This is a genomic window from Paenibacillus xylanexedens, assembly GCF_007680605.1.
Lineage (GTDB): Bacteria > Bacillota > Bacilli > Paenibacillales > Paenibacillaceae > Paenibacillus > Paenibacillus xylanexedens_B.
In genome coordinates, this window is the sequence record NZ_VEIO01000005.1 from 196,706 (window position 1) to 218,867 (window position 22,162).

17 protein-coding genes are annotated in these 22,162 nt (G+C 48.6%); 9 read left to right on the forward strand and 8 right to left on the reverse strand.

The annotated features are described in order from the left end of the window. Window positions 1–83: 83 nt before the first annotated feature. From argJ to argH, 6 genes are all read left to right on the forward strand, one after another. Window positions 84–1,322 carry a bifunctional glutamate N-acetyltransferase/amino-acid acetyltransferase ArgJ gene (gene argJ, locus FS818_RS21485; RefSeq protein ID WP_145334538.1) on the forward strand — a complete coding sequence of 413 codons (1,239 nt, stop codon included), beginning with the start codon at window positions 84–86 and terminating at the stop codon, window positions 1,320–1,322. Window positions 1,323–1,766: 444 nt separating this feature from the next. Then, the gene (argB, locus tag FS818_RS21490; protein ID WP_145334639.1) at window positions 1,767–2,549 is read left to right on the forward strand and encodes an acetylglutamate kinase; all 783 of its coding nucleotides are present in this window, start codon (window positions 1,767–1,769) and stop codon (window positions 2,547–2,549) included. 361 nt (window positions 2,550–2,910) lie between these two features. After that, window positions 2,911–4,164 carry an aspartate aminotransferase family protein gene (locus FS818_RS21495; RefSeq protein WP_145334540.1) on the forward strand — a complete coding sequence of 418 codons (1,254 nt, stop codon included), beginning with the start codon at window positions 2,911–2,913 and terminating at the stop codon, window positions 4,162–4,164. Between the two features lie 161 nt (window positions 4,165–4,325). Then, the gene (gene argF, locus FS818_RS21500; RefSeq protein ID WP_145334542.1) at window positions 4,326–5,291 is read left to right on the forward strand and encodes an ornithine carbamoyltransferase; all 966 of its coding nucleotides are present in this window, start codon (window positions 4,326–4,328) and stop codon (window positions 5,289–5,291) included. 90 nt (window positions 5,292–5,381) lie between these two features. Next, window positions 5,382–6,617 (forward strand): argininosuccinate synthase, encoded by a 1,236-nt coding sequence (locus tag FS818_RS21505; RefSeq protein WP_090922968.1) that lies wholly within the window; start codon window positions 5,382–5,384, stop codon window positions 6,615–6,617. A gap of 106 nt (window positions 6,618–6,723) precedes the next feature. Then, the gene (argH, locus tag FS818_RS21510; RefSeq protein WP_111269132.1) at window positions 6,724–8,127 is read left to right on the forward strand and encodes an argininosuccinate lyase; all 1,404 of its coding nucleotides are present in this window, start codon (window positions 6,724–6,726) and stop codon (window positions 8,125–8,127) included. 116 nt (window positions 8,128–8,243) lie between these two features. On the opposite strand, the gene FS818_RS21515 is transcribed toward argH, so the two are convergent. The 7 genes from FS818_RS21515 to allC all read right to left on the reverse strand — a co-directional run bounded on the left by FS818_RS21515 (window position 8,244) and on the right by allC (window position 17,609). Next, window positions 8,244–9,599: an allantoinase gene (locus FS818_RS21515; protein ID WP_145334545.1), complete on the reverse strand. Its 1,356-nt coding sequence runs from the start codon at window positions 9,597–9,599 to the stop codon at window positions 8,244–8,246. Between the two features lie 65 nt (window positions 9,600–9,664). After that, the gene (locus FS818_RS21520) at window positions 9,665–11,059 is read right to left on the reverse strand and encodes an NCS1 family transporter (protein ID WP_145334547.1); all 1,395 of its coding nucleotides are present in this window, start codon (window positions 11,057–11,059) and stop codon (window positions 9,665–9,667) included. A gap of 325 nt (window positions 11,060–11,384) precedes the next feature. After that, window positions 11,385–12,242, reverse strand: a complete 858-nt coding sequence (locus FS818_RS21525; RefSeq protein WP_145334549.1) for a fumarylacetoacetate hydrolase family protein — start codon at window positions 12,240–12,242, stop codon at window positions 11,385–11,387. Then, on the reverse strand, window positions 12,239–13,504 hold the full coding sequence (locus FS818_RS21530) for an amidase (protein WP_145334641.1): 1,266 nt from the start codon (window positions 13,502–13,504) through the stop codon (window positions 12,239–12,241). The genes FS818_RS21525 and FS818_RS21530 overlap by 4 nt, the downstream gene beginning before the upstream one ends. Before the next feature lie 42 nt (window positions 13,505–13,546). After that, window positions 13,547–14,884, reverse strand: coding sequence for a uracil/xanthine transporter (locus FS818_RS21535; RefSeq protein ID WP_145334551.1), 1,338 nt, complete (start codon window positions 14,882–14,884; stop codon window positions 13,547–13,549). 217 nt (window positions 14,885–15,101) lie between these two features. Further along, window positions 15,102–16,331: a pyridoxal-phosphate-dependent aminotransferase family protein gene (locus tag FS818_RS21540; protein ID WP_145334643.1), complete on the reverse strand. Its 1,230-nt coding sequence runs from the start codon at window positions 16,329–16,331 to the stop codon at window positions 15,102–15,104. Window positions 16,332–16,364: 33 nt separating this feature from the next. Beyond that, on the reverse strand, window positions 16,365–17,609 hold the full coding sequence (allC, locus tag FS818_RS21545; protein ID WP_145334553.1) for an allantoate deiminase: 1,245 nt from the start codon (window positions 17,607–17,609) through the stop codon (window positions 16,365–16,367). A gap of 171 nt (window positions 17,610–17,780) precedes the next feature. Between allC and FS818_RS21550 the strand changes: the two genes are divergently transcribed. Beyond that, the gene (locus FS818_RS21550) at window positions 17,781–19,412 is read left to right on the forward strand and encodes a PucR family transcriptional regulator (RefSeq protein WP_145334555.1); all 1,632 of its coding nucleotides are present in this window, start codon (window positions 17,781–17,783) and stop codon (window positions 19,410–19,412) included. 155 nt (window positions 19,413–19,567) lie between these two features. On the opposite strand, the gene FS818_RS21555 is transcribed toward FS818_RS21550, so the two are convergent. Beyond that, window positions 19,568–20,356, reverse strand: a complete 789-nt coding sequence (locus tag FS818_RS21555) for an alpha/beta hydrolase (RefSeq protein ID WP_145334557.1) — start codon at window positions 20,354–20,356, stop codon at window positions 19,568–19,570. A gap of 304 nt (window positions 20,357–20,660) precedes the next feature. Between FS818_RS21555 and FS818_RS21560 the strand changes: the two genes are divergently transcribed. Both FS818_RS21560 and FS818_RS21565 read left to right on the forward strand, forming a co-directional pair. Further along, window positions 20,661–21,284: a YhbD family protein gene (locus FS818_RS21560; RefSeq protein ID WP_145334559.1), complete on the forward strand. Its 624-nt coding sequence runs from the start codon at window positions 20,661–20,663 to the stop codon at window positions 21,282–21,284. Window positions 21,285–21,298: 14 nt separating this feature from the next. Then, entirely contained in the window at window positions 21,299–22,126 is an 828-nt protein-coding gene (locus FS818_RS21565; RefSeq protein WP_145334561.1) for a polymer-forming cytoskeletal protein, read from the forward strand. The last annotated feature ends 36 nt before the right edge of the window (window positions 22,127–22,162 follow it).

A 22,162-nucleotide genomic window follows, 5' to 3' on the forward strand; every position in this document is an offset into this window, starting at 1 on the left:
AAAGTATGGGTAGCAGTTGGGGTAATCTCAGTTGAAGCAGGCGGTTCATCAGCATATGGCTGAACGCATACGGGGGATATGATATGGGAACAAAAGTGGAGCATCAAGCTTTTACCGTGGTTGAAAATGGAACCATTGTTACGCCGGGCGGATTCTCGGCAGGAGGACTGCACTGCGGTCTGAAAAAAACATCACGCAACGACATCGGAGCGATTCGTTGCGATATCCCTGCGACAGCTGCAGCGGTGTACACGACGAACGTGTTTCAGGCTGCGCCGCTCAAAGTCACTCGGGAAAGCCTGAGCAACGGACGTTTGCAGGCTGTGATTGTAAATAGCGGTAATGCCAATGCATGTACAGGACAGCAGGGTGAAGAGGATGCGTATGCGATGCGTGCGGCAGCGGCTCGTGAACTGGGCGTGGCTGAAGAGGACGTGGCTGTGGCATCCACAGGTGTCATCGGAGAACTGCTCAAGATGGATGCGGTGCATTCGGGCATCAAGGCGCTTCCTGAACAGCTCGGCAAAGAAACGAACGAAGCAGAACAATTTTCACAAGCGATTCTGACTACGGATTTGGTGAAAAAAGAAGCTTGCGTCTCCGTCGTTGTCGGCGGCAAGACGGTAACGATTGCGGGAGCGGCCAAAGGCTCGGGGATGATCCATCCGAATATGGCCACCATGCTGGCATTTATGACCTCGGACGCGGTCATCGGGGCAGAAGCGTTGCAGCGCCTGCTGCGCCAGGCAACCAACCATACGTTTAACATGATTACTGTAGACGGGGATACCAGCACAAACGATATGCTTGTAGCGATGTCCAGCGGTTATGCAGGCAATGAAGAGCTGACGATGGATCATCCGGATTGGGATGCATTTGCGGCTGGATTCACATATGTATGCCAAGTGCTTGCCAAAGCAATTGCTCGGGATGGTGAAGGAGCAACCAAGCTGGTGGAAGTGGAAGTGACGGGTGCGGTTAGCGATGAATCTGCACAAGCCATTGCCAAAACCGTAATCGGTTCAAGCCTGGTGAAATCCGCGATGTTTGGTGCTGACGCGAACTGGGGACGGATTATTGCTGCCGTAGGCCGTGCAGGCCAGCCAGTGAACCCGGATACGGTAGATATCCGTCTTGGAGACATCTCCGTGCTCGCTCAGTCTCGTCCTGTTGTGTTTGATGAAGAAGCGGCACTGGCATACTTGCAGACGGATACGGTACGCATTGTAGTGGACCTGCATCACGGTGAAGGCAAAGCTGTAGCGTGGGGATGCGACCTGACATATGACTATGTGCGCATTAACGCCGCGTATCGTACGTAATCGATGATATACCATGGGTATAAATTGACGTATTCCTGACCGGACACATTTGAAGTTTTAAAGTACCTGAACGGTATTACAGCTCTTGATCTTGCAGCGTCATCTTTTAGAAAGCTGCGTACCATCATAGATGTAAAAATGTTTATAAGGATTAAACTTTTAAATATAAAAATAAACGAATGTAGTGGAAGAGGCGGAATCGATTCTGTAGAAGCGGAGCGTTCGCATTTGTCTCCGGGTTTTCCCTTTGGAAAAGGGGAAACAGAAAAACCTGGAGACAACGGCGATCGAAAGAACGATCCGAATCTGGAACGGCCGGCGTTTATCTGCATCTTTTATGTGTAGGTGTTAATCCTCTATAACTCCATAAGGAAGGAGCCTTGCCTCGTGAATTCAACATTGCCTAACGGCACTACTGCAACGGAAGCAGGTACGGAAAAACAGATGTTTGTGATGAAATGTGGAGGCAGTACGCTGGCTGCATTGCCAGAGTCTTTCTTTGCGGATCTGCGTGATTTGCAGTCCTCGGGAAACGGCCCGGTCATCGTTCATGGCGGCGGCCCGGCAATCTCCGATAATTTGGCGAAGCTTGGGATCGAAACCGAATTTGTGAATGGTTTGCGTAAGACTACCGAACCTGTACTGGATGTTGTCGAAATGGTGCTGGCAGGTAGCATTAACAAACAGATCGTACGTCTGATCCAGCGTGTAGGTGGTCAGGCCTTGGGCGTATCCGGTGTGGATGGCGGTCTGATCCAAGCAAAACCCGTAGCAAACCATGCCGAAATCGGCTGGGTTGGTGATGTAACAAGCGTCAAAGCGGAGATTATTCAAGGCATCGTGAATATGGGTTATATGCCTGTTATTGCACCGGTAGGTGTAGATGCGGGCGGACAGCGCTACAATATTAATGCCGATACGGCTGCAGGAGCAGTGGCTTCTCATCTAGGCGTTAGTCGAATGATCGTTGTGACAGACGTACCGGGCATTATGAAGACGATGGGTGGCGAGAAAAAAGTACTGTCATCCGTATCCGTTCAGGAGATCGAGGATATGATTCAAACCGGCGAAATCTACGGTGGCATGATCCCGAAGGTTCGCGCAGCGATTGCGTGTATCCACGGCGAGGTGCGCGAGGTTATTATCGTGGACGGTAGCGAACCGCAGATCCTGAGCCGTGTGCTTGGCGGCGAGACGATCGGTACACGAATTATCCGAATGCAGTAGATGTAACACGAAGTTCAGATTTTAGTTTTTTTTAATTATAAAAAAAAGAATTTGTACACGGCGTTTTTATGAATCTTCATAACACAATAACGAAGAGTTCAGTACAGACCTGAAAGCGATAGAGCATAACGAAGAGGACAGAATTAAACCTGGAAAAGCGAAGCGCTCGCCTTTATCACCGGATTTTCCCTTTAGGAAAGGGAATCAAAAAAATCTGGGGATAACAGCGATTGAAAGGTTATTCTGTCATCGGAGTGGTTGGTGCGATAAGAGCTTGAAGATGATTTTGGAACCGGAGTGGCCAGTGTTATGTTCTGGATTCACCTTATGCGTGTACGAATCGACGAGGAGTGATATGGTCATGGCAAAAGGCAACGAACAGCCAGGTTCTGGCACAGCCGTAGCGGGGGCAACGGCAACAGGTGCAACGGCACAGACGGAAAGCTCACTTTTTCAAACGTATGCACGGTATCCCATTAGCTTGGTCAAAGGTAAAGGCAGCTGGTTATGGGACGATCAGGGGAACCGCTATCTCGATTTCATGTGTGGACTTGCTGTAACGAGCCTGGGCCATGCACCAGAGAAAGTCGGAGCGAAGTTGAAAGCTCAGATCGATGAGCTGTGGCACGTATCTAACCTGTTCCAGATTCCAGGACAGGAAAAGGCAGCAGCTTTGCTGACAGCCAACACCTGCGCGGACGCGGTCTTTTTCTGCAACAGCGGTGCTGAGGCGAACGAAGCGGCGATCAAAGTAGCACGTCGTTATCAGCAGAAGGTGAAAGGTGAAGATCGGTATGAAGTGATTACCTTTGCTCAATCGTTCCATGGACGGACATTGGCAACACTGACAGCAACCGGACAGGATAAGGTGAAAGAGGGATTTTTGCCACTGCCAGCTGGATTTGTAACGGTGCCATTGCATGATATTCCTGCGCTCGAAGCAGCGATTGGACCGAAGACCGCAGCGATTATGCTGGAGATGGTTCAGGCTGAGGGCGGAGTACATCCGGTGGAGCCGGAATTTGTGAAGCATGTGCGAAAACTGTGTGACGAACACGGATTGCTCATGATCGTGGACGAAGTGCAGACAGGCATGGGACGTACAGGCAAGTTGTTTGCTCACGAGCATTATGGTGTGGAACCGGACGTGTTCACCGTTGCGAAGGGCATTGGCAGTGGGTTCCCTGTTGGCGCAATGCTCGGTAAAGGGTTCCTGCGTGATGCATTTACACCGGGTAGCCATGCAACGACATTTGGTGGCACACCGCTTGCATCCTCCGTTGTTATTGCGACGATTGAGACGATGCTGGAAGATCGTTTGCCGGAGCGTGCAGCGGAGATGGGCGACTATCTGATGATGTCCTTGCGCAATCGTCTGGCTGGCAACTCGTTTGTGAAAGAAGTGCGCGGTATGGGCTTGTTGGTAGGTATTGAGTGCGCGGAGCCTATTGGTGATATCGTACTGGCAGGACAGAAACGCGGCATTTTGTTTGTATCGGCTGGGCCAAATGTGATTCGTTTGCTCCCTAACCTGTATGTAAGTAAAGAAGAGATCGATGAGGCTGTGTCCCTGGTGGCGACGTTGATTGAGGAGCATGTAGCGGCGAAAGCTTGATCCCTTGATGATAAAATAATGTACTGGACCGGGGCCATCACGGCCCCCGGCGCAGATTAAAGTGAAAGAATCCCTGTAGCCGCATGGTGCTCAAGCGCAGAAGTGGTGTAAAACTTCTGCCCATGCGGGTGCAGGGAACCGGAAATGAGGAGGAATCAACAATGGCAGTACAGCACACAGAAAAAGTTCAGAAAATTGATTTGAGAGGCCGGGATTTCATCGAATTCACGGATTATACAGCAGAAGAAATTCGTTACCTGCTGGATCTAGCGATTGAGATTAAAGGCAAGCAAAAAGGCGGTGTACCGTTCCAGCCCCTGAAGGGCAAAACGATCGGACTTATTTTTGAAAAATCATCCACACGTACGCGTGTATCCTTTGAAGTGGGTATGTTCCAATTGGGTGGACACGCGCTGTTCCTGAGCAAAAACGACATTCAGCTGGGACGCGGCGAAACGACGCATGATACAGCCAAAGTACTGTCTCGTTACCTCGACGGCATCATGATCCGTACGTTTGGACACCATAATGTGATTGAACTGGCAGAACATGCGGATGTTCCGGTGATTAACGGCCTTAGCGATGCAGCGCATCCATGTCAGGTATTAGCAGATTTCCAAACCGTGCTGGAGCATAAAGGCAAACTGGCGGGTCTGAAAATGGCTTATGTCGGCGATGGTAACAACATGGCACACTCTCTGATGCTGGGCGCAGCGAAAATGGGGATGCACGTTGCCGTGGCAACACCCGAAGGGTATGAGCCGGACAGCGCCGTGGTGGAGCAGGCCCGTGCGATTGCACAGGAGAGTGGCTCAGAAGTACTTGTGACCTACAGTGCGCAGGAAGCCGTGAAAGATGCCGATATTGTGTATACGGATGTATGGGCGAGCATGGGCTTTGAAGAAGAGCAAAAGATTCGTGAGCAGGCGTTTGCGGCATATCAAGTCGATGAGGAATTGATGAAAGGTGCCAAGCCTGACTACATGTTCCTGCACTGCCTGCCAGCACACCGCGGTGAAGAAGTGAGCGCAGGTGTCATTGACGGCCCGAACTCGCTGATCTTTGATCAGGCAGAGAACCGTCTGCATGCACAAAAAGCACTGATGGCCGCTTTGATGAGCGAATAGTCGCGATTTGCGGCAATGGGTTGATTTTACACGCCAATTTGGCGATGATAGATGCAATATAGTAATTGATCTTGGGGAGGACCATATCACATGGCTAAGGAAAAAATCGTACTCGCCTATTCCGGCGGATTAGACACATCTGTAATTTTGAAATGGCTGAAAGAAACGTATGATGCAGAGATTATCGCGTTTACCGCGGATATCGGTCAGAAGGATGAACTCGACGGACTCGAAGAAAAAGCACTCGCTACGGGCGCTTCCAAAGTATACATCGATGATCTGCGCGACGAATTCGCCAAAGATTTCATCTATCCCATGTTCCAGGCAGGTGCCCTTTATGAAGGTCAATACCTGCTCGGTACAAGTATCGCGCGTCCGCTTATTGCTAAACGTATGGTGGATATCGCGCGTGCAGAAGGTGCTACAGCGATCGCTCACGGCGCTACGGGTAAAGGAAATGACCAGGTTCGTTTTGAGTTGAACGCAGCTGCACTGACACCGGACATTCAAGTGATCGCGCCTTGGCGTCTGGAAGAGTTCCGCAATCAGTTCCCGGGACGTGCAGAAATGATCGCTTACGCTGAAAAACATGGCATTCCGGTTACCGCTTCTGCGGCGAAACCGTACTCTACAGATCGCAACCTGCTACATATCAGCTATGAGAGCGGTGTGCTTGAAGATCCTTGGTTCGATCCGAGCGCGGATGAGAACAAAGACATGTTCCTGCTGAGCAGCGCACCTGAGGATGCGCCAGATCAACCGGAATACCTTGAACTGGAGTTTGAACAAGGCGACTGTGTTGCCTTGAACGGCGAGCGTCTGAGCCCGTTGCAAGTGATGGAGCAATTGAATGAACTGGGCGGCAAACACGGTATTGGCCGTGTAGATATGGTAGAGAACCGTTTTGTCGGCATGAAGAGTCGCGGCGTATACGAAACACCAGGTGGAACAATCTTGTTCACTGCACATCGCAAAATGGAATCCATTACGATGGACCGTGAAGTGATGAACCTGCGTGACAGCTTGATTACACGTTACAGCACACTCGTATATAATGGGTTCTGGTTTGCACCGGAACGTCTGGCGTTGCAAGCCCTGGTAACGGAAAGCCAGAAGAACGTAACGGGTACGGTTCGTGTGAAGCTGTACAAAGGCAATGTCATCGGCGCAGGAGTGAAAAGTCCTGTCAGCCTGTACAATCCGGACATTGCTACCATGGAAGCTGATCCATCTGAAGCTTATGATCAAGGCGATGCAACAGGCTTTATCCGCCTGAATGCACTGCGTTTGAAAGTACATTCCGGTGTGGAGCAAAACAAAAAATAATTCACGGCGTGTGTGTCACGCTATATCATAATTACTGACAAGGCAGGCCGTTCTTGCACATTCTGGCAGGGGCGGCTTTGTCCATGAGCGAAAGGGGATACTCACTGTGAGCAAACTGTGGGGAGGACGTTTTACGAAGCAAACCAACCATCTGGTTGAAGAATATACCGCATCCATCAATTTTGACAAAGCATTGGCGGAAGAAGATATTCAAGGCAGTTTGGCCCATGTGACGATGCTGGGGAAATGCGGTATTTTGCCGGCAGAAGATGTGGAAACGATCAAAGAAGGCCTGATTACCGTTTTGCATAAAATCCGTGCAGGTGAAGTGGAATTCTCCGTATCGGATGAAGACATCCACATGAACATTGAGAAAAACCTGATTGAAACGATTGGCCCTGTCGGCGGTAAGTTGCATACAGGCCGCAGTCGGAATGACCAGGTGGCAACCGATATGCACTTGTATCTGCGTGAGCGTGTCGTTGGTTTTGTCGGCATGTTGCATGCTTTGCAGGAAGCGTTGATCGGACAAGCTAAAGACAATCTGGATACGATTGTACCGGGATATACCCATCTGCAACGTGCACAGCCAATTCTGTTTGCACACCACTTGATGGCATACGTATCGATGTTCCAGCGTGATGCGGAGCGTCTGATGGACAGCTACAAACGCATTAACGTACTGCCGCTTGGTGCAGGGGCGCTTGCAGGAACAACATTCCCGATTGATCGTCATTTTGTAGCGGAACAGCTTGGTTTTGATGGAGTGTACGAGAATAGTCTGGATGCGGTAAGTGACCGTGACTTCATCGTGGAGTTCCTGGCGGCCGCTTCCCTGATCATGACTCACTTGTCCCGTTTGAGCGAAGAATTGGTGCTATGGAGCAGCACGGAGTTTGGTTTTGTAGAGCTGGATGATGCGTTCTGCACAGGCAGCAGCATTATGCCACAAAAGAAAAATCCGGATGTGCCTGAGCTGGTTCGTGGTAAAACGGGACGTGTATACGGCAATCTGATCGGATTGCTGACCGTGCTGAAATCTCTTCCGCTGGCCTACAACAAGGATATGCAGGAAGACAAAGAAGGCATGTTTGATACGGTAGCAACACTTGAAGGGGCGCTTCAGTTATTTGCTCCGATGATCGCTACGATGAAAGTGAACAAGGATCGTATGCGTCAAGCGGTAAACCAGGACTTCTCCAATGCAACGGACATCGCGGATTTCCTCGTAGGTGAGGGTCTGCCTTTCCGTCAAGCCCATGAAGTGATTGGTAAAACCGTATTGTACTGCATCCAGAACGGCAAATATCTGCTTGATCTGACGATTGATGAATTCAAACAATTTTCACCGCTGTTTGATGACCGCATCTATGATGTATTGCAGCCCGAAGCGGTAGTCAATGCTCGTAACGTATATGGCGGTACGGCATCGGGTCAAGTAGCTGAGGCTATTGCTCGCAGCGAGAAGGTGCTCGGGGCAACCGAGCAGTGGATTGAAAATCGGGGTTAAGGCTTAGGCCACAATCCAGGGTTAGGACTCAAAAAGAAGAAAAAGAATAAAAAAGAAGCATGTTCGAGAGACGAATCTCTGACATGCTTCTTTTGTGTGCTTCCTATTATCTTAAATTAAGGCTTCAGCCAGCTACCTTCGTTTATAGAAGGTAGCACCTTGCCATCCTGCACAACCACATGTCCGCGGACGATTGTACCTGCCAGACTCGACGGGAAAGTATGTCCGATATAGAGGCTCTGTTTATGCTTGGCATAATAGTTTTCTTCCGTCACGGTGAATGCTTCATTCAGATTTACGATAGCAAGGTCTGCGTCCATTCCGATGGCGATAATGCCCTTGCGATCTGCAAGTTCAAAACGTCTTGCCGGATTCAAAGCTGTCCAAGCAGCGACGTGCTCTAATGGAATGTTGTGGGCTAACGCAAGTTCGAGTGCAGAGAGCAGTGTGAATTGTCCACCACTGATTCCACCCCATGCCTGAAATAGATTATAATCTTTCGGATCTTTCATATCGTAAGGGCATGGTGAATGATCGGAAGACAGCATATCGAATTTACCTTCTGCCAGGAGGGAGATCAGTCGCTGCTGTTCATCCGCCTCACGCAGGGGAGGAGCACATTTGGCGATAGTCCCTTTTTCACGCAGACTATCGTGGTTGAAGAGCAGGTAATGTGCGCAAGTTTCTACCGTGACATTCATGCCGCGGGCTTTTGCCGCCTCGATTTTAGCCACGGCTGCTGCGGAACTGATATGAACAAAATGCAGGGCGCATCCTGTAATTTCGGAATAGTAGAGTGCACGTTCAACCGCCTCGACTTCGGCGAGGATTGGCCTTGTCTCCAGATAGTCATCGGCACTGACGAGTCCTGCCGCTTCCTTTTCAGCTTTCAGCCAGTTCGTTATTGCCGCGCTTTCCGAATGCAGAGCCAGAATTTTGCCGAGAGCGGCAATCTTTTTCATACCTGTCAGCAGTGTCATGTCGTCTACAGCTTCGAATTCTTTATTACCAGTGGTAGATAAGAAGGCTTTGAAGCCAATTACGCCAGATTCAGCTAACGGTTGCAGATCATCTTCGTTACCAGGCACGAGTCCGCCCCAGAGGCCAAAATCAACGAGAGATTTTTCGTTACCGATGCGTGCCTTCTCCAGCAGTGCCTCTTCCGTGACTGTCGAGGGGATTCCGTTTAGCGGCATATCGAAAAAGGTCGTGCATCCACCTGCTGCCATCATCGCTGATCCGGTAGTAAAGCCTTCCCAGTGCTCTCTTCCTGGTTCGCTGAAATGCACGTGCACATCAATCATGCCTGGGAGTATATGCTGTCCGGTGGCATTCCATTCGTGTGTTGCTTCGCCTTCAAGTGCGGAGGCAATCGCCGCAATCTTGCCATCCTTCACGCCGATATCGACTTGTGCAACACCTTCTGGCAACACCGCGCTCCCGTTACGTATGATCAGATCATAATGTTCCATATTCATCCCTCTCTCTTTTTGGTGATGTTTAAATGGTTTGGCCCTTACAGTCAAGTCAGGCTCATTTATTCGTAGATGGTACCTTTCTTGAACGAGGAACCCTTAAAGGCGAATTTGCTGAGTAGCAGATAGGATAGGCCTGCTGTAATGAAGCCGATAATCCAGCCGATGTCAACGAGCAGGAAGGCTGCTCCAGCTCCGATGAGCATAGCTATCAAGGCACTTGGGTTATATCCTTTAAATGAGCCGTTATCGAGATATAATTCTGCTGTATCAACCTTCTGTTTCCGCAAGATGTAATATTCGACCAGCATAATCGATACGATAGGCCCCAGGAAAGCGGAATAGATTAGAATAAATGTATTCAAACCTTGAGCCGAGGAATCCTGTACGAGTACCCACGGGAACGAACAGAGGGCGAGCAAGCCAGTGATGACAACAGATGCTTTGTATTTAAGCTTGGTAACAAGCGAGATGACGTAAGCGGGTGGTACGATGTTAGCGACCATGTTAACAGCAACTGCACCAATGACAATGAAGGCTGAAACAAATACGGTGATGTATGGGTTGTCCACAATAACAGCAAATGCTTTGACTGGATTAGAGATGCCTGTTGCTGCAGCCATCATTGCACCAATCGTCAGAACGAATCCATAAGCGATAACGATCGGGAAGAAGTAGAGCATACTACGCTTTTTGTCACTCATGCCGCTCTTCAGCTCACGAGAATAATCACCTGCACTTAGAAAGATGGCTGCATAGTTGCCGAGGAATACCATGATGAAAGCAAAGAATGGAAGTCCCCATGTGCCTTTGGCATTCACCCAATTTTCAGTAATAGCTGTGCTGTGGGAGTTAAGTAATAAGGTGAATACATAGACGAGTGCAAGCATAATAACGACGGAGGCGAGGGTCTCCACCCACTTGATTGCGTGAAAGCCATAAAGTGACAGGACAATCTGAACGGCCTGTAGCAAGATAAAACAAACAGGAATGCTGTCTAAGCTGCCACCGCTTAATACTTTAACAATTTCATTCAAGGCCGTTGCTCCGACCCAGCTCTGGAAACCGTACCATACGATGGCAGGCACGCCACGTAAAAATGAGGAGATGATCGATCCCTTGATGCCAAAAGACATGCGCAGTTGAACGACATATGGGATACCTGTTCGATAACCAAACCGGTCATTTATTGCAAAGATTACGGAAATGATCGCAATGGCAATCATCGCAGCGACAAACGTCTGGAAGACATTGAGTGTAGCGACACCTGCAACGATGAGGCTTGCTCCGAGCGTCATGTTACCGAGGTTCACGCCATCCCCGATCCACATGAACATGTAGGGTACTGATCCGATCGTTCTGTCGCTCTCCTGTTTCGGTTTCAAGGAGTCGTCGATACTGATTTCTTCGTGTAGCTGGGTCTGTTCCAGTACTTGTCCTGCCAAATTCGTTGACATATCTGCCCCACTCCTCTTTGATATGGGATGCCGCAAGGCTGGTCGATCTCTGAATTAACGAGTCATTCCATCCATTCCTGTCTGCACACCACAGATGATATAAAACATGTAAGATAAAATAACTCAATAATGTTATGTATCCTTACCTGCTCTTTGTATCTCTTATTTTATCATCTTGTATGTACAATTCATTGACAAAAACGTAGATTGTTATCGTAATTTCTGTTGAATTTGCATGAAAAAATATGACGTTGTATGTTACATATGGGAGGAGTGGTGTGAAAATTGCATTTTTGTGTTCAAAAAAACCTTACATTGTTCGGGTTTAGCTCTCTACCGTATTATCTAGCTTCCTAAGCCCTTCAATCTGACAGCCAACGGAATCGCCTGGCTGAATGGTGACTGATCCCGGGGTGCCCGTCAAAATGACATCTCCCGGATGAAGTGTCATCACATTCGAAAGGAAAGAAATCAGGTACGCAGGTGAGAAGATCATGTGATCAACGGTATTGCGATGAGTAACCTCGCCATTGTGTATCGTTTGAATCTCAAGTTCGTTCAGATTGTCGTATTCATCAGGTGTCGAGAGGGAAGAGCCAAGACTCAGGAACGTGTCAAAGCTTTTGGCACGTTGCATGAACCGGGGGTTGCGGGCGTGAATTTCTTTGGCGGTCATGTCGAGTGATGTTGTGTAACCTGCTATGAAACTCATGGCTTGATCTTCGCGAATGGCTTTGCATGTTTGTCCGATGACAATTGCCAGTTCTGCCTCAGCAGTGACCTGTCCGGCCGAATCCGGTAGACGGATCGTTTCCCCGGAGCCAATCAGGGATGAATCAGGTTTGAGAAAAATAACGGGTTCATCCTCGGGTGGGCGTCCCGATAGTTCGATGGCTTTGTCCCAGTAGTTCATGCCTACACCAATGATTTTCCCAGGGCGGCGATACAGCGCACGATAGGATACGTCACTGGCCGGCAGAGAAGGCAGTGACGTAAGTTGTTCGTGTTCATTGCTGTACCAGCTACGCAGTACGGTGAGTTGATTATTTTGTAGCAAAGTAAACAGATCTGTATCCCAGCTCGTGCCGAATTGCTCGTTCAGCCAAGCCAGTGGAGTAATGCCCCGATCCGTCCAAAAAGCAACTTGCTCCCGCCCCTTATCTTCAATCGTTACAAGTTTCATCGGCACACTTCTTCCGCAAACTGTTTTGCTGTCCAATCTAATAACTTAAGATCCGTCTTCGTACCACCGATAAAAGATAGCCCTATGGGTAGTCCGTCAGGACGGAGAACAGGAACTGTAACCTGAGGCAGGCCGGAGAGCCCTGCGATACAGGAGAGTTGCATCGTTTTGGCGCGGTAAGCTTCTGCTTCAGGACCTTTCAATCCCAGAAGGGGAGCTGGGCCCGGTGCAGTTGGAATGGCTAGCAGACCATCTTCCCCTAACAAGTTAACGAGGTTACGTTGCACACGAGCGCGCAGCTCCGCTTCGGCCTCGCTAGCAGATTTCTCAAGAGAGCAAGCCCATTCGAAGCGTTCTGCGATTCCTGGGCCAAATGTCGGACGTTCTTTTGTAAGCCAGTCGCTGTGTTCGTTCGCAATTTCCAGCCCTTGAAGGACACGGAATGCCGCTGACCAGTCTGCCAAGCTCTCGGCAGGTTCGGTTAGGTTAATGGTTTGATAGCCTTCTGGTTGCCATTCCTCAATTTTGTGTAATGTTGAGAGCAAAAGCGAACAATCCTCAGCTTCAGGTAGCTCCCATGCTTCTGTCGCTATGAAGAACTGAGTGAACGGTTTCATATTTAAGTCAGTTGCAATTTGTGATCCATTTTCCTTCAAAAGAAGCCTTTCTTTCATTAGCACGTTGCCTACGTTACGTAAAATAGTGATATCCTTGCTCATCCAGCCGACAGTATCGAAGCTATGTGCAAGAGGAATGACCCCCTCTGCCGACACGGCACCATGCGTTGGGCGGAACCCGTACAGTCCGCAATACGAAGAGGGGATGCGTACGGACCCACCGGTATCGGTTCCAATGGCGAAATTGGCGAGCCCCGCTGCTGCTGCCACGGCTGAACCACTTGATGAACCGCCTGGAATCCGATCCGAAGCGAGGGGATTGGTTGGCGTACCGTAATGAGCATTTTCCCCATTCAGACTGTACATCAGTTCGTCCGTCTGTGTTGTGCCTTCTAGGTTTGCGCCATTCTCCAGCAGGGTAAGCAATGCAGGAGCAGTAGATGTGGCAGGCTCATGTGTGCGGAGCCAATCGGGATTGCCTGCTCCGCTTGTTTCTCCCTGAATATGGAAGACATCTTTGACTGCAAAGGTTAGTCCATTTAGTGGGCCAGACCGGGTAGCCGGAAGTTTGACTTCTACATTAACGTATGCCCCCCAGTGATTAGACCGGAGTGCATCTGTTGATTTTTTTGGACCTGTACTCATTGACCGTGTCTCTGTCTGTTCCTGATTAGAATGTTTCATTGGTTATTCCCCTTTCGTTCTTATACTAGGGCTTAGTGCACTCAGGGAGGGGCGGGAGTGGACTTGGTTCAACAACAAAGCCAGTAAAATGCCTACCAAAAGCCCGTTTCCGAGAAGTGGACGTAGCAATGGGGGTAATGTTGTAAAAATTTCCGAGGGTAATCCCATAACGATAATACCTATGAATAATGGCGCAGCCGTCCGGTAGAGGTTGGCTGCGTCCATATGAAGCTGTCCGAAATACTGGAGTGAAGAACCTAACAAGCGAAGGTACGTCACGAATAGTACAGCGCTTCCGATACTAAGCGGAAGTTGTGTCAATAAACCGGTGATAGCTGGAATCAGGCCGATGGTTGCAAACAGCAGACCCCCAATGACAAATGGAAGTCGTTTTCGCATACGGGTTTGTTGGAGAAAGCCGACAGAACTAACGTATGGAGCGTATGGAACAAGTCCAAGCAGACCTGAAATCACTGCAAGAATGCCGCTGATTGTAAAAGAACGTTTATACTGGCCGCTCGTCGCTTCGTGCTCATAAATAGCGTCGGTACCTTTCAAGGCGCCAAATGTGTTTGAAGTGTTGATTAAACCGGCAATCACGGCGATCGCGATTACGCCAGTGTTTAATCCACCCGCAGGTTCTCCGAGTGGAAACCAGCCTGCATCGAGTGTTCCGGAGTTGGATGTTCCCCCTGAGCTACCGAAGATAAATGCATGTAATGCCCAGCCGCCCAAAATACCAATCAGTAAAGCGTACTGTGCTATGGCTGACCGTGCTTTTATAGATAAGACAGAAACGAAAACAGCCACAGCTGCCGCCAGTAGAAAAACGGCAGGTTGGATTACGTTCGCTTTATCGGAAGAGCCGGATGAGATACCAAGCATACCTTCGAGAAAAATGATATTCAGTCGGCAGCCAAGTAAGAACATAAATACAGCCATGACTCCTGGCGTAAATAATTTCGACAAAGGCGTAGCGAGACCGCACAAGCCAATCAGAATTGTGATCACACCCGAGATCAGAATACCTACGGCGAGACTTCCCCCGAGTTCCGTCAAGGATATACCAAGGGAGGGGGCGGATGCGCTAAGGCTCAGAATGACACCCCACCATAACCCCGACTGTCCTTCCATGACGGATCTTTGATGTCCAAGCCATGCTTGTAAAGCACATGCGATTCCGGTGAGAATAAAAGAACACTGGATCAGAAATTGAATTCGTTCCTGAGGCAATGCAAATGCCGCCCCAACTGTAATAGGTATAACTACCGTATTGGTAAATAAAAAAAACAGCCATTGCAGCCCGCCCAGACCCGAGCGGAGCCAATTGATTTTAAGCATGTGTCACCTTCCGTGTGGATCTTCGTTGAAAATGTTTCCCATGCATTCAGGCAATCCGTGATGCAGTTGATATATCTTGAACGAAGTCTGAATTGTACAAAAGGATTCCGGCAGTTCCCGGAATCCTTTCAATATTGAAAAATAGCCTTGATCCTAATTGGAAAACAGCCCTGTTTCTATGCGATATTATAATGCCTCAGAGCTTTACAAGGTAGCTTTATTCTGCGTGCTCGTAAACGTCGAGGGCCTCTTGAACCCCGCGTCCAATCACAATCGGAGCTTTATGACGAATTAACACAGCTTCCAGTGCGGATAGGACGAATAGTACGTTTTCTTTCCGACAACTGTAACCCATGGTACCGATTCTCCAAATCTGCCCATGTAACGGTCCGAATGAGCTGGCGATCTCAATACCGAACTGGGTCAGAAGTGTAGTTCGTACAGACTCGCCATCAATGCCTGCAGGAATTTTTACACAGGTAACGACTGGAAGCTTCCATGCTTTATCGTTGAACAGCTCCAGACCCATGCCGCGTATACCTGCCATCAGTGCTTTTTCATGCAATCGATGACGTTCGAAGCGTGTTTCAAGTCCTTCCTCCAGCAGAATGCGCAATCCTTCACGCAGGGCGTAAAGCATAGACGTCGCCTCCGTATGATGGTTCAACCGGCGTGGCCCCCAGTAATCTTGTAGCTGGCTCAGATCAAAGTAGTTACTGCGGATGGGATGTGCAACATCACGGCGATCACTCTCAAGTGCAACACCGCGTTCTACCTTTTTTCGACTTGCCAGAATGCGTTCCACCCGCTCGTTGTATGTCACGGGAGCCATGCCAGAAGGGACGGATATGCACTTTTGGGTGCCGCCAATCACGGCATCGAGTTGCCATTCATCTACTTTGACGGGGGCGCCGCCGATGGAAGCAACAGCATCAACGACTGTTAATACACCAAGTTCCCGGCAAGCTGGACCGATCTGGTCCAGTGGCTGCATGCAACCTGTTGAAGTCTCGCCGTGTACGATGGCTAAAATTTTCGGCTGAACCCGTTTTACCTCATCAATTACTGCTTGTTGGTCGAATACTTCTCCCCATGGGCATTCCATGAGATGGAGTTCTGCGCCGTGGCGTTCGGCAATTTCAGTTAGCAAATGTCCGAAGCGTCCGAAGATAGGAACAAGCACTTTGTCCCCTGGCTCGATCAGGCTGCACAGCACGGCTTCCAGACCGGAACGTGAAGTGCCATCAACCGGAAAGGCCCACTGGTTCGTCGTTTGGAATGTCTGCCGCAACATGTCCATCGTTTCGTTCATCATTCGGGTGAATTCCGGATCGAACTGACCCAAAATGGGCGTTGCCATCGCTCTTAAAACTCTCGGGTCAACCTCGACCGGTCCTGGGGTCATAATAGTTCTCAAAGGTGCATGGATTTCCCGGTACTGTGTCATCTCGTCATCGCCTCCTGATTTCTGGTTGTTCATTCAGTATGCCAGCTTGTATAACAGGTCGATTAACAGGCGAACTCCGCGCTGTAAATCTTCCGTAGGGGTGAATTCAGCAGGGGAGTGGCTAATGCCGCCCTGGCTTGGTACGAATAATAATCCTGTTGGACAATATGTGCCGAAAATCTGTGAGTCATGTCCTGCTCCGCTGGTCATTCTTTTGTACGAAACACCTTCGCTTTCTAAAATCTCCTCGGCTGTCTGGTTTAACGTGCAATCCATCGCAACGGGAGGTTCATCCATCCACTTATGGCAAGCGACCGTTGTTCCGTGTTCAGAGGCGACAATCTCGAATTCACTGAAGCATGCCTCGCAAAATTGCTCAATGATCTTCGCATCACTGTGACGAACATCCAGGCTAAAGGTAACTTCTCGTGCAATGACATTGCCTACATTCGGTTTAACTTCCATACGTCCAACGGTGGCAACAAGTCCGGATTCATGGGCTTTGGCCCGATGCATCAATATTCGGATCAGCTCGGCTGAGGTGAACATCGCATCATGACGCCACTGCATAGGTGTTGTTCCGGCATGATTGCTTTCGCCGTATACCGTAATGTTATAGCGTCGTTGTCCCACGATGTGACTGACGATGCCGATCGATTTCTTTTCGCGTTCAAGGACTTGGCCTTGTTCGATGTGCAGTTCAATAAAACATTCCAGGTCTTTGCGTGTTGGCTGTGCGTGAAGCCCGAGTCCGAATCCTGCCTCGTGCATCGCCTGTTCGAAGGGGATTCCGTTTACATCGTTGATTTGGTGAACGGCCTCGCGTTCTTTAACCCCCGTTATGTTGCCTGAGCCCCAATAAGTCATTGGAAAACGACTACCTTCTTCTTCGCACAACGATACCACTTCGATAGGTTTGAGTGGCTGACCATAATGTGTGAGCAAATGTTCCACAGCAATGAGTGCTGCAATGATCCCATAGGCTCCGTCATATTTGCCGCCGCCGATCACAGTGTCGACATGAGATCCGGTTAACACTACGTTTGCTTCAGGATCACGTCCGGAAAGCCGACCAAACAAATTGCCGACATCGTCATAGCGTGCAGATAAACCAAGTTGTTCTATCTTAGCTTGAATCGCCTTCTGAGCTGCGCTCCAAGCCGGGTCATAGAGCAAACGGGTTACGCCGCCGTTACTGTCTTTTCCGTACGAAGCCAGCCATTCGACCATCTCTTCGATCTGCTTAGACAAGGCAGATGGTTTTGGTTGTTCAATCATCAAATGCAGTATCCCCCATTCCGGCAACGCTAGCTTTCCGACCGATGTTAGATTAATTAACTTGGCATTGCGTTTAATTCATCGTAAAATAAAAAAAGTTAAAAATCATTCACGAAAATGTAGAAGAATAGCCGAATTCGTTGTGCATGTTAACCATAGGGGTGGAGAAGGATGAAAATGAGTGACTTGCTGAAGCTGGCAGTATTCAACGGAGCAATCGTAGTAGGGGGGAGCGATGGTTTGAATAGAGAAGTTCATACCGTCAATATGATGGATGCTCCTGATATTATTCCGTACTTGAAAAGAAATGAGTTGCTGATTACGACGGCTTTTCACTTCAAGGATGACCTGCCGGCTCTGCTCGAGCTGATTCGTGAGATGGGACAACAGGAATGTGCAGGGCTGGGCATCAAAAGCAAAAGGTTTCTCGGCAGCATTCCTGAATCCGCAGTTCAGCTGGCAAACGAGTTGGGTCTGCCTCTGGTGGAACTTCCTGTTGATCCTTCGCTAGGTGATATTGTCAACAAATCTCTAAGCCATATCCTCGATGTGCGAACAATGGAGTTGCATAATGCGATACAGACCCATCGCCAGTTCACTCAACAAATTATGAGCGGTCAAGGTATACCTAAGCTGCTTGATCAATTATCTGATTTACTGCGATTTCCTGTTTATCTGCTCGGGCCATATCTACAGCCAATCTTCGGCCGAGTTCCTGCTAAAACAGCTGCACAACTGGAAATTTTATTATCTGGCGGCGGTCAGATTCATGTTGCGCCTTCCGTGTTCTCGGCATTTTCCTTGTTAGGTGAGGAACGTGAAACGTTAACATTATTTCCCGTATACACCCATAGGCAACTTCATTTCCTGTGTATTACCGGTTTCATATCACCTTCCGAACGTTCAAGCATTCTGACCATTGAACAGGCAACGAACGTGATTGCGTTTGAATTAATGAAGGATAATGCATTGAAGCAGAATCGGCGCCGGATCCAGAATGAGTTTTTTACAAACTTTATTGGAGGGGTCTTCTCAAGCAACGAGGAGATTGCAAACCGGGCAAGGGAGTTCGGACTGTCCAGCGATCAACGGTACCTTTGTGTGGTCGGCAAGCTGAATGGCAAGGATCGTTCGACATCATTCATGCAATACAAGGCAGAACAGGATCAGATTGCCGAACATCTTCAAGGAGAGCTAGCGCAATTCCGCCATCCCATATATTTGTTTACCCATGACCGCTCCTATGTGTTACTCATGCCGCTGGTTGAAGAGTGGGAGATGATCAAGCCGTCTTTGATCGAACTATTGGAACGTCTGCAACGTAAAATTGCCATGTATTATGAATCGGAACTGTCTTTTGGTCTTAGCAGTTATGCCCAGCCACTTAGCCAGATTCCTTTATCTTTTAAAGAGGCGAACGAAGCACTCTACTTCGGAAGTATATCGGGAAAAGTACGCTTCGTTGAATTGTATCAGCCGAAGGAAGTATCTGAAATTTTGCGTTTGATCCCCCATGATCATCTGAGAAAATTTTATGTGGATACGATGCAAGGATTCGAAGATGAGACACTTAAGGATCACCATATGTTGCTTCATACCTTGTCCGTATACCTGGAAACGCATTGTCATCTTGCCGAGACGGCAAAACGACTTTATATTCATCGGAATACCGTCATTTATCGGCTGGAAAAATGCGAGGAGATTATTGGCCGCAGCTTGAAAGACCCGGAAGAGACGTTACGTCTTCGGATGGCCTTTCGGATCAAAGCATTGTTGCCGGAAGAAGGGAAAGCGGAGTATTAAGAGGTTGAGCGAATATGATTAAAAGATGATTAAAAGCAGGCTGAGATAAACTGTACCTTCAGGTTAGTTATAGTAACCGAGGAGGCACAGTCCACTTTAAGCCTGCTTTTTAAGTGGGCTATTAATGCAGGAGAGGGAGGCCTCTCTTATGTGCCTTAGTCTCTTTTGGACAACGGTAACCACTTCAACACATTCTGGATTTTCATATCCCAGTAACCCCATTCATGTTCCCCGGGTTCTTCCTCATAAGTTAACTTGAAGTCTGTCTCGGCGCAGGCTTTACGGAATGTCTGATTATCTTCATACAGAAAATCCTCTGTTCCACAACATTGATAGAGGAGTGGTCTTGAAGCCGGGTTGTGTTTACTCTCCTGGAGCAAATGGATTAAATCGTTCTCTGAGCCTGCAAATTGAGGTCCGAAGATACGTAACAGTTCAGCCTGTCGTAAGGCAGATGGGACGTCGTTGTTCAAATGAGCGGCCATGTCAAGAGCACCCGAAAGACTTGCCGCCGCAGCGTACTGATCCGGTTTTCGTAGAGCCAGCTTGAATGCACCGTATCCGCCCATGGATAGGCCAGCAACGAAATTATCTTCGCGTTTCGGTGACAGCGGGAAGAAGGAGCGCGCAAGTTTAGGCAATTCCTCACTAATGAATGTCCAGTATTGTCCTCCCTCTGCCATGTCCGTGTAGAAGCTGCGATGAACCTGAGGCATAACGACCGCGATTCCGAGTGAAGCGACATAACGTTCAATCGAAGTGCGGCGTAGCCAGATGGAATCGTCATCCGACATCCCGTGAAGCAAATACAGGGTTGGGTGCAGACCAGAACCAGTGACGTTTTCCATTCCGATCTGATTGTGGGTCTGCTGTGGCAGAATCACATGCATGCTTGTACTTAATCCGAGGGCATCCGAGTAGAAATCACATTTAATGAGTGCCATACCAAAAAGTAACCCCTTTCATAGATGGAAGTTTAAAAGGATGTTTCTATGCAATGGATAAGGTAAGAAAGCTGAAGGATATCAGCTACTATTCAAGGTTATACCCAAAATAAAGTAAACGCAATGACAGGATATAAAACGTATTCGATACCTGGGCAAATATCCTTTGTATAATCCGTTTTCTGAAAAAAACAAAGAAATGATTAAACGAAGAATAGATTATTTTCATCACATATGATCCGCGCGTCTTTACAACGTAACAATGTTTTGTTACACTGGCTTTGATGAAAAGGGGGTCCTGAAATTGACGGATGATTTGATCTCCAAAAAAGAGCTACTTGACCTGACAGGCATTTCATACGGTCAACTATATCGCTGGAAACGAAAAAACCTGATTCCTGAGGAGTGGTTTATTCGAAAGTCTTCTTTTACGGGACAGGAAACATTTTTCCCTAAACAGCAGATTTTACAGCGGATCGACAAGATTATTCATATGAAAGACGGATTGTCACTGGATGAACTGGCAGATGTGTTCTCGCCAACACTTGGTGAGGTGGAGATGTCAGACCAACAGCTGCTGGATCGAAACATTGTTTCGTTAGCTTCACTTGATCTGTTAAACGAGGCTGGGCGCCAGCAGTCATTATATGGTCTCGAACAGATTATGATGCTTTATGTGCTTGAAAAGCTGCTTCTCAGCGGGGATATCACTCAACAGGAGGGGTTACTCCTGATTGATGTAATGTCTGAACACTATTACCGGTTTCGTGACCGTGCTAGTGAATTGATGCTTATTCGCAAGATGGGCGTACCTGCCTTTATGGTAGTGAACTCGGGAGCTGAACTTTATTTTGATCAAGGGGTAAAAGTGGTACTTCGCATTCCGCTTGCGACGTTCATGGAAGAATTGAAACTTAAATTGGGCTGAGGGGGATTTTACGAATGGAAGAACGTCACTTAAGAAATGATTTGAATGTCACAGGCTCTCGCAAAACAACAGGCGGTTCTTATCACCGAGTAAATATTGACGGTATGGCTAAACTGGACGGTGATCTGGATTGTTCCTCCCTAAGCGTTAACGGCACGCTGAAAATCTACGGTTCCCTCGTCTCCGAGAGCACAACGATCAACGGAATGGCTAAAGTGGAGGGAGAACTGCGGACTCAATCTCTCGATGTCAATGGAACATTGGGAGTTCATGGTGCGGCGCGTGCCGAGAGTACGATGGTTAATGGAATGTGTACCATTAATGGTCCACTGCTCAGCAATCGGGTACGTGTGGATGGGATGACCACGATTAATGGAGACCTGTCTACGCCTGAGTTTACGGTGAACGGAAAGTGTAACGTACGCGGTAGAGTGGACAGTGAACGTATTGATATCGGTGGTATGGCGACGATTGATGGAGATGTGCAGGGAGAGAGAATCAACGTTCAGGGCAATATTAAGGTGGGCGGACTTCTCAATGCGGACAGTGTGGAGATTCGTTTATATACGTCCTCTTCAGCAAGAGAAGTAGGCGGTGAGCGTATCGACATTCGGCGCAAGGAACGTAGCGGATTATGGAAAGCGCTCGGATTGGGCGGTGCGCCATCCTTCAGGGCTCAACTGATTGAGGGTGATGAGATTGTGCTTGAAGATACCGAAGCGGATACGGTTCGAGGGAATCGAGTCCATATTGGGCGCGGCTGTACTATCCGGTTTGTGGAGTACTCGGGCGAACTATCCGTTGATCCGGAGGCGAAGGTGGGCAACAGCGAGCGAATTTAGCTAGAAGGGAGCAGGGAAGAGGACAGATGGAAGACG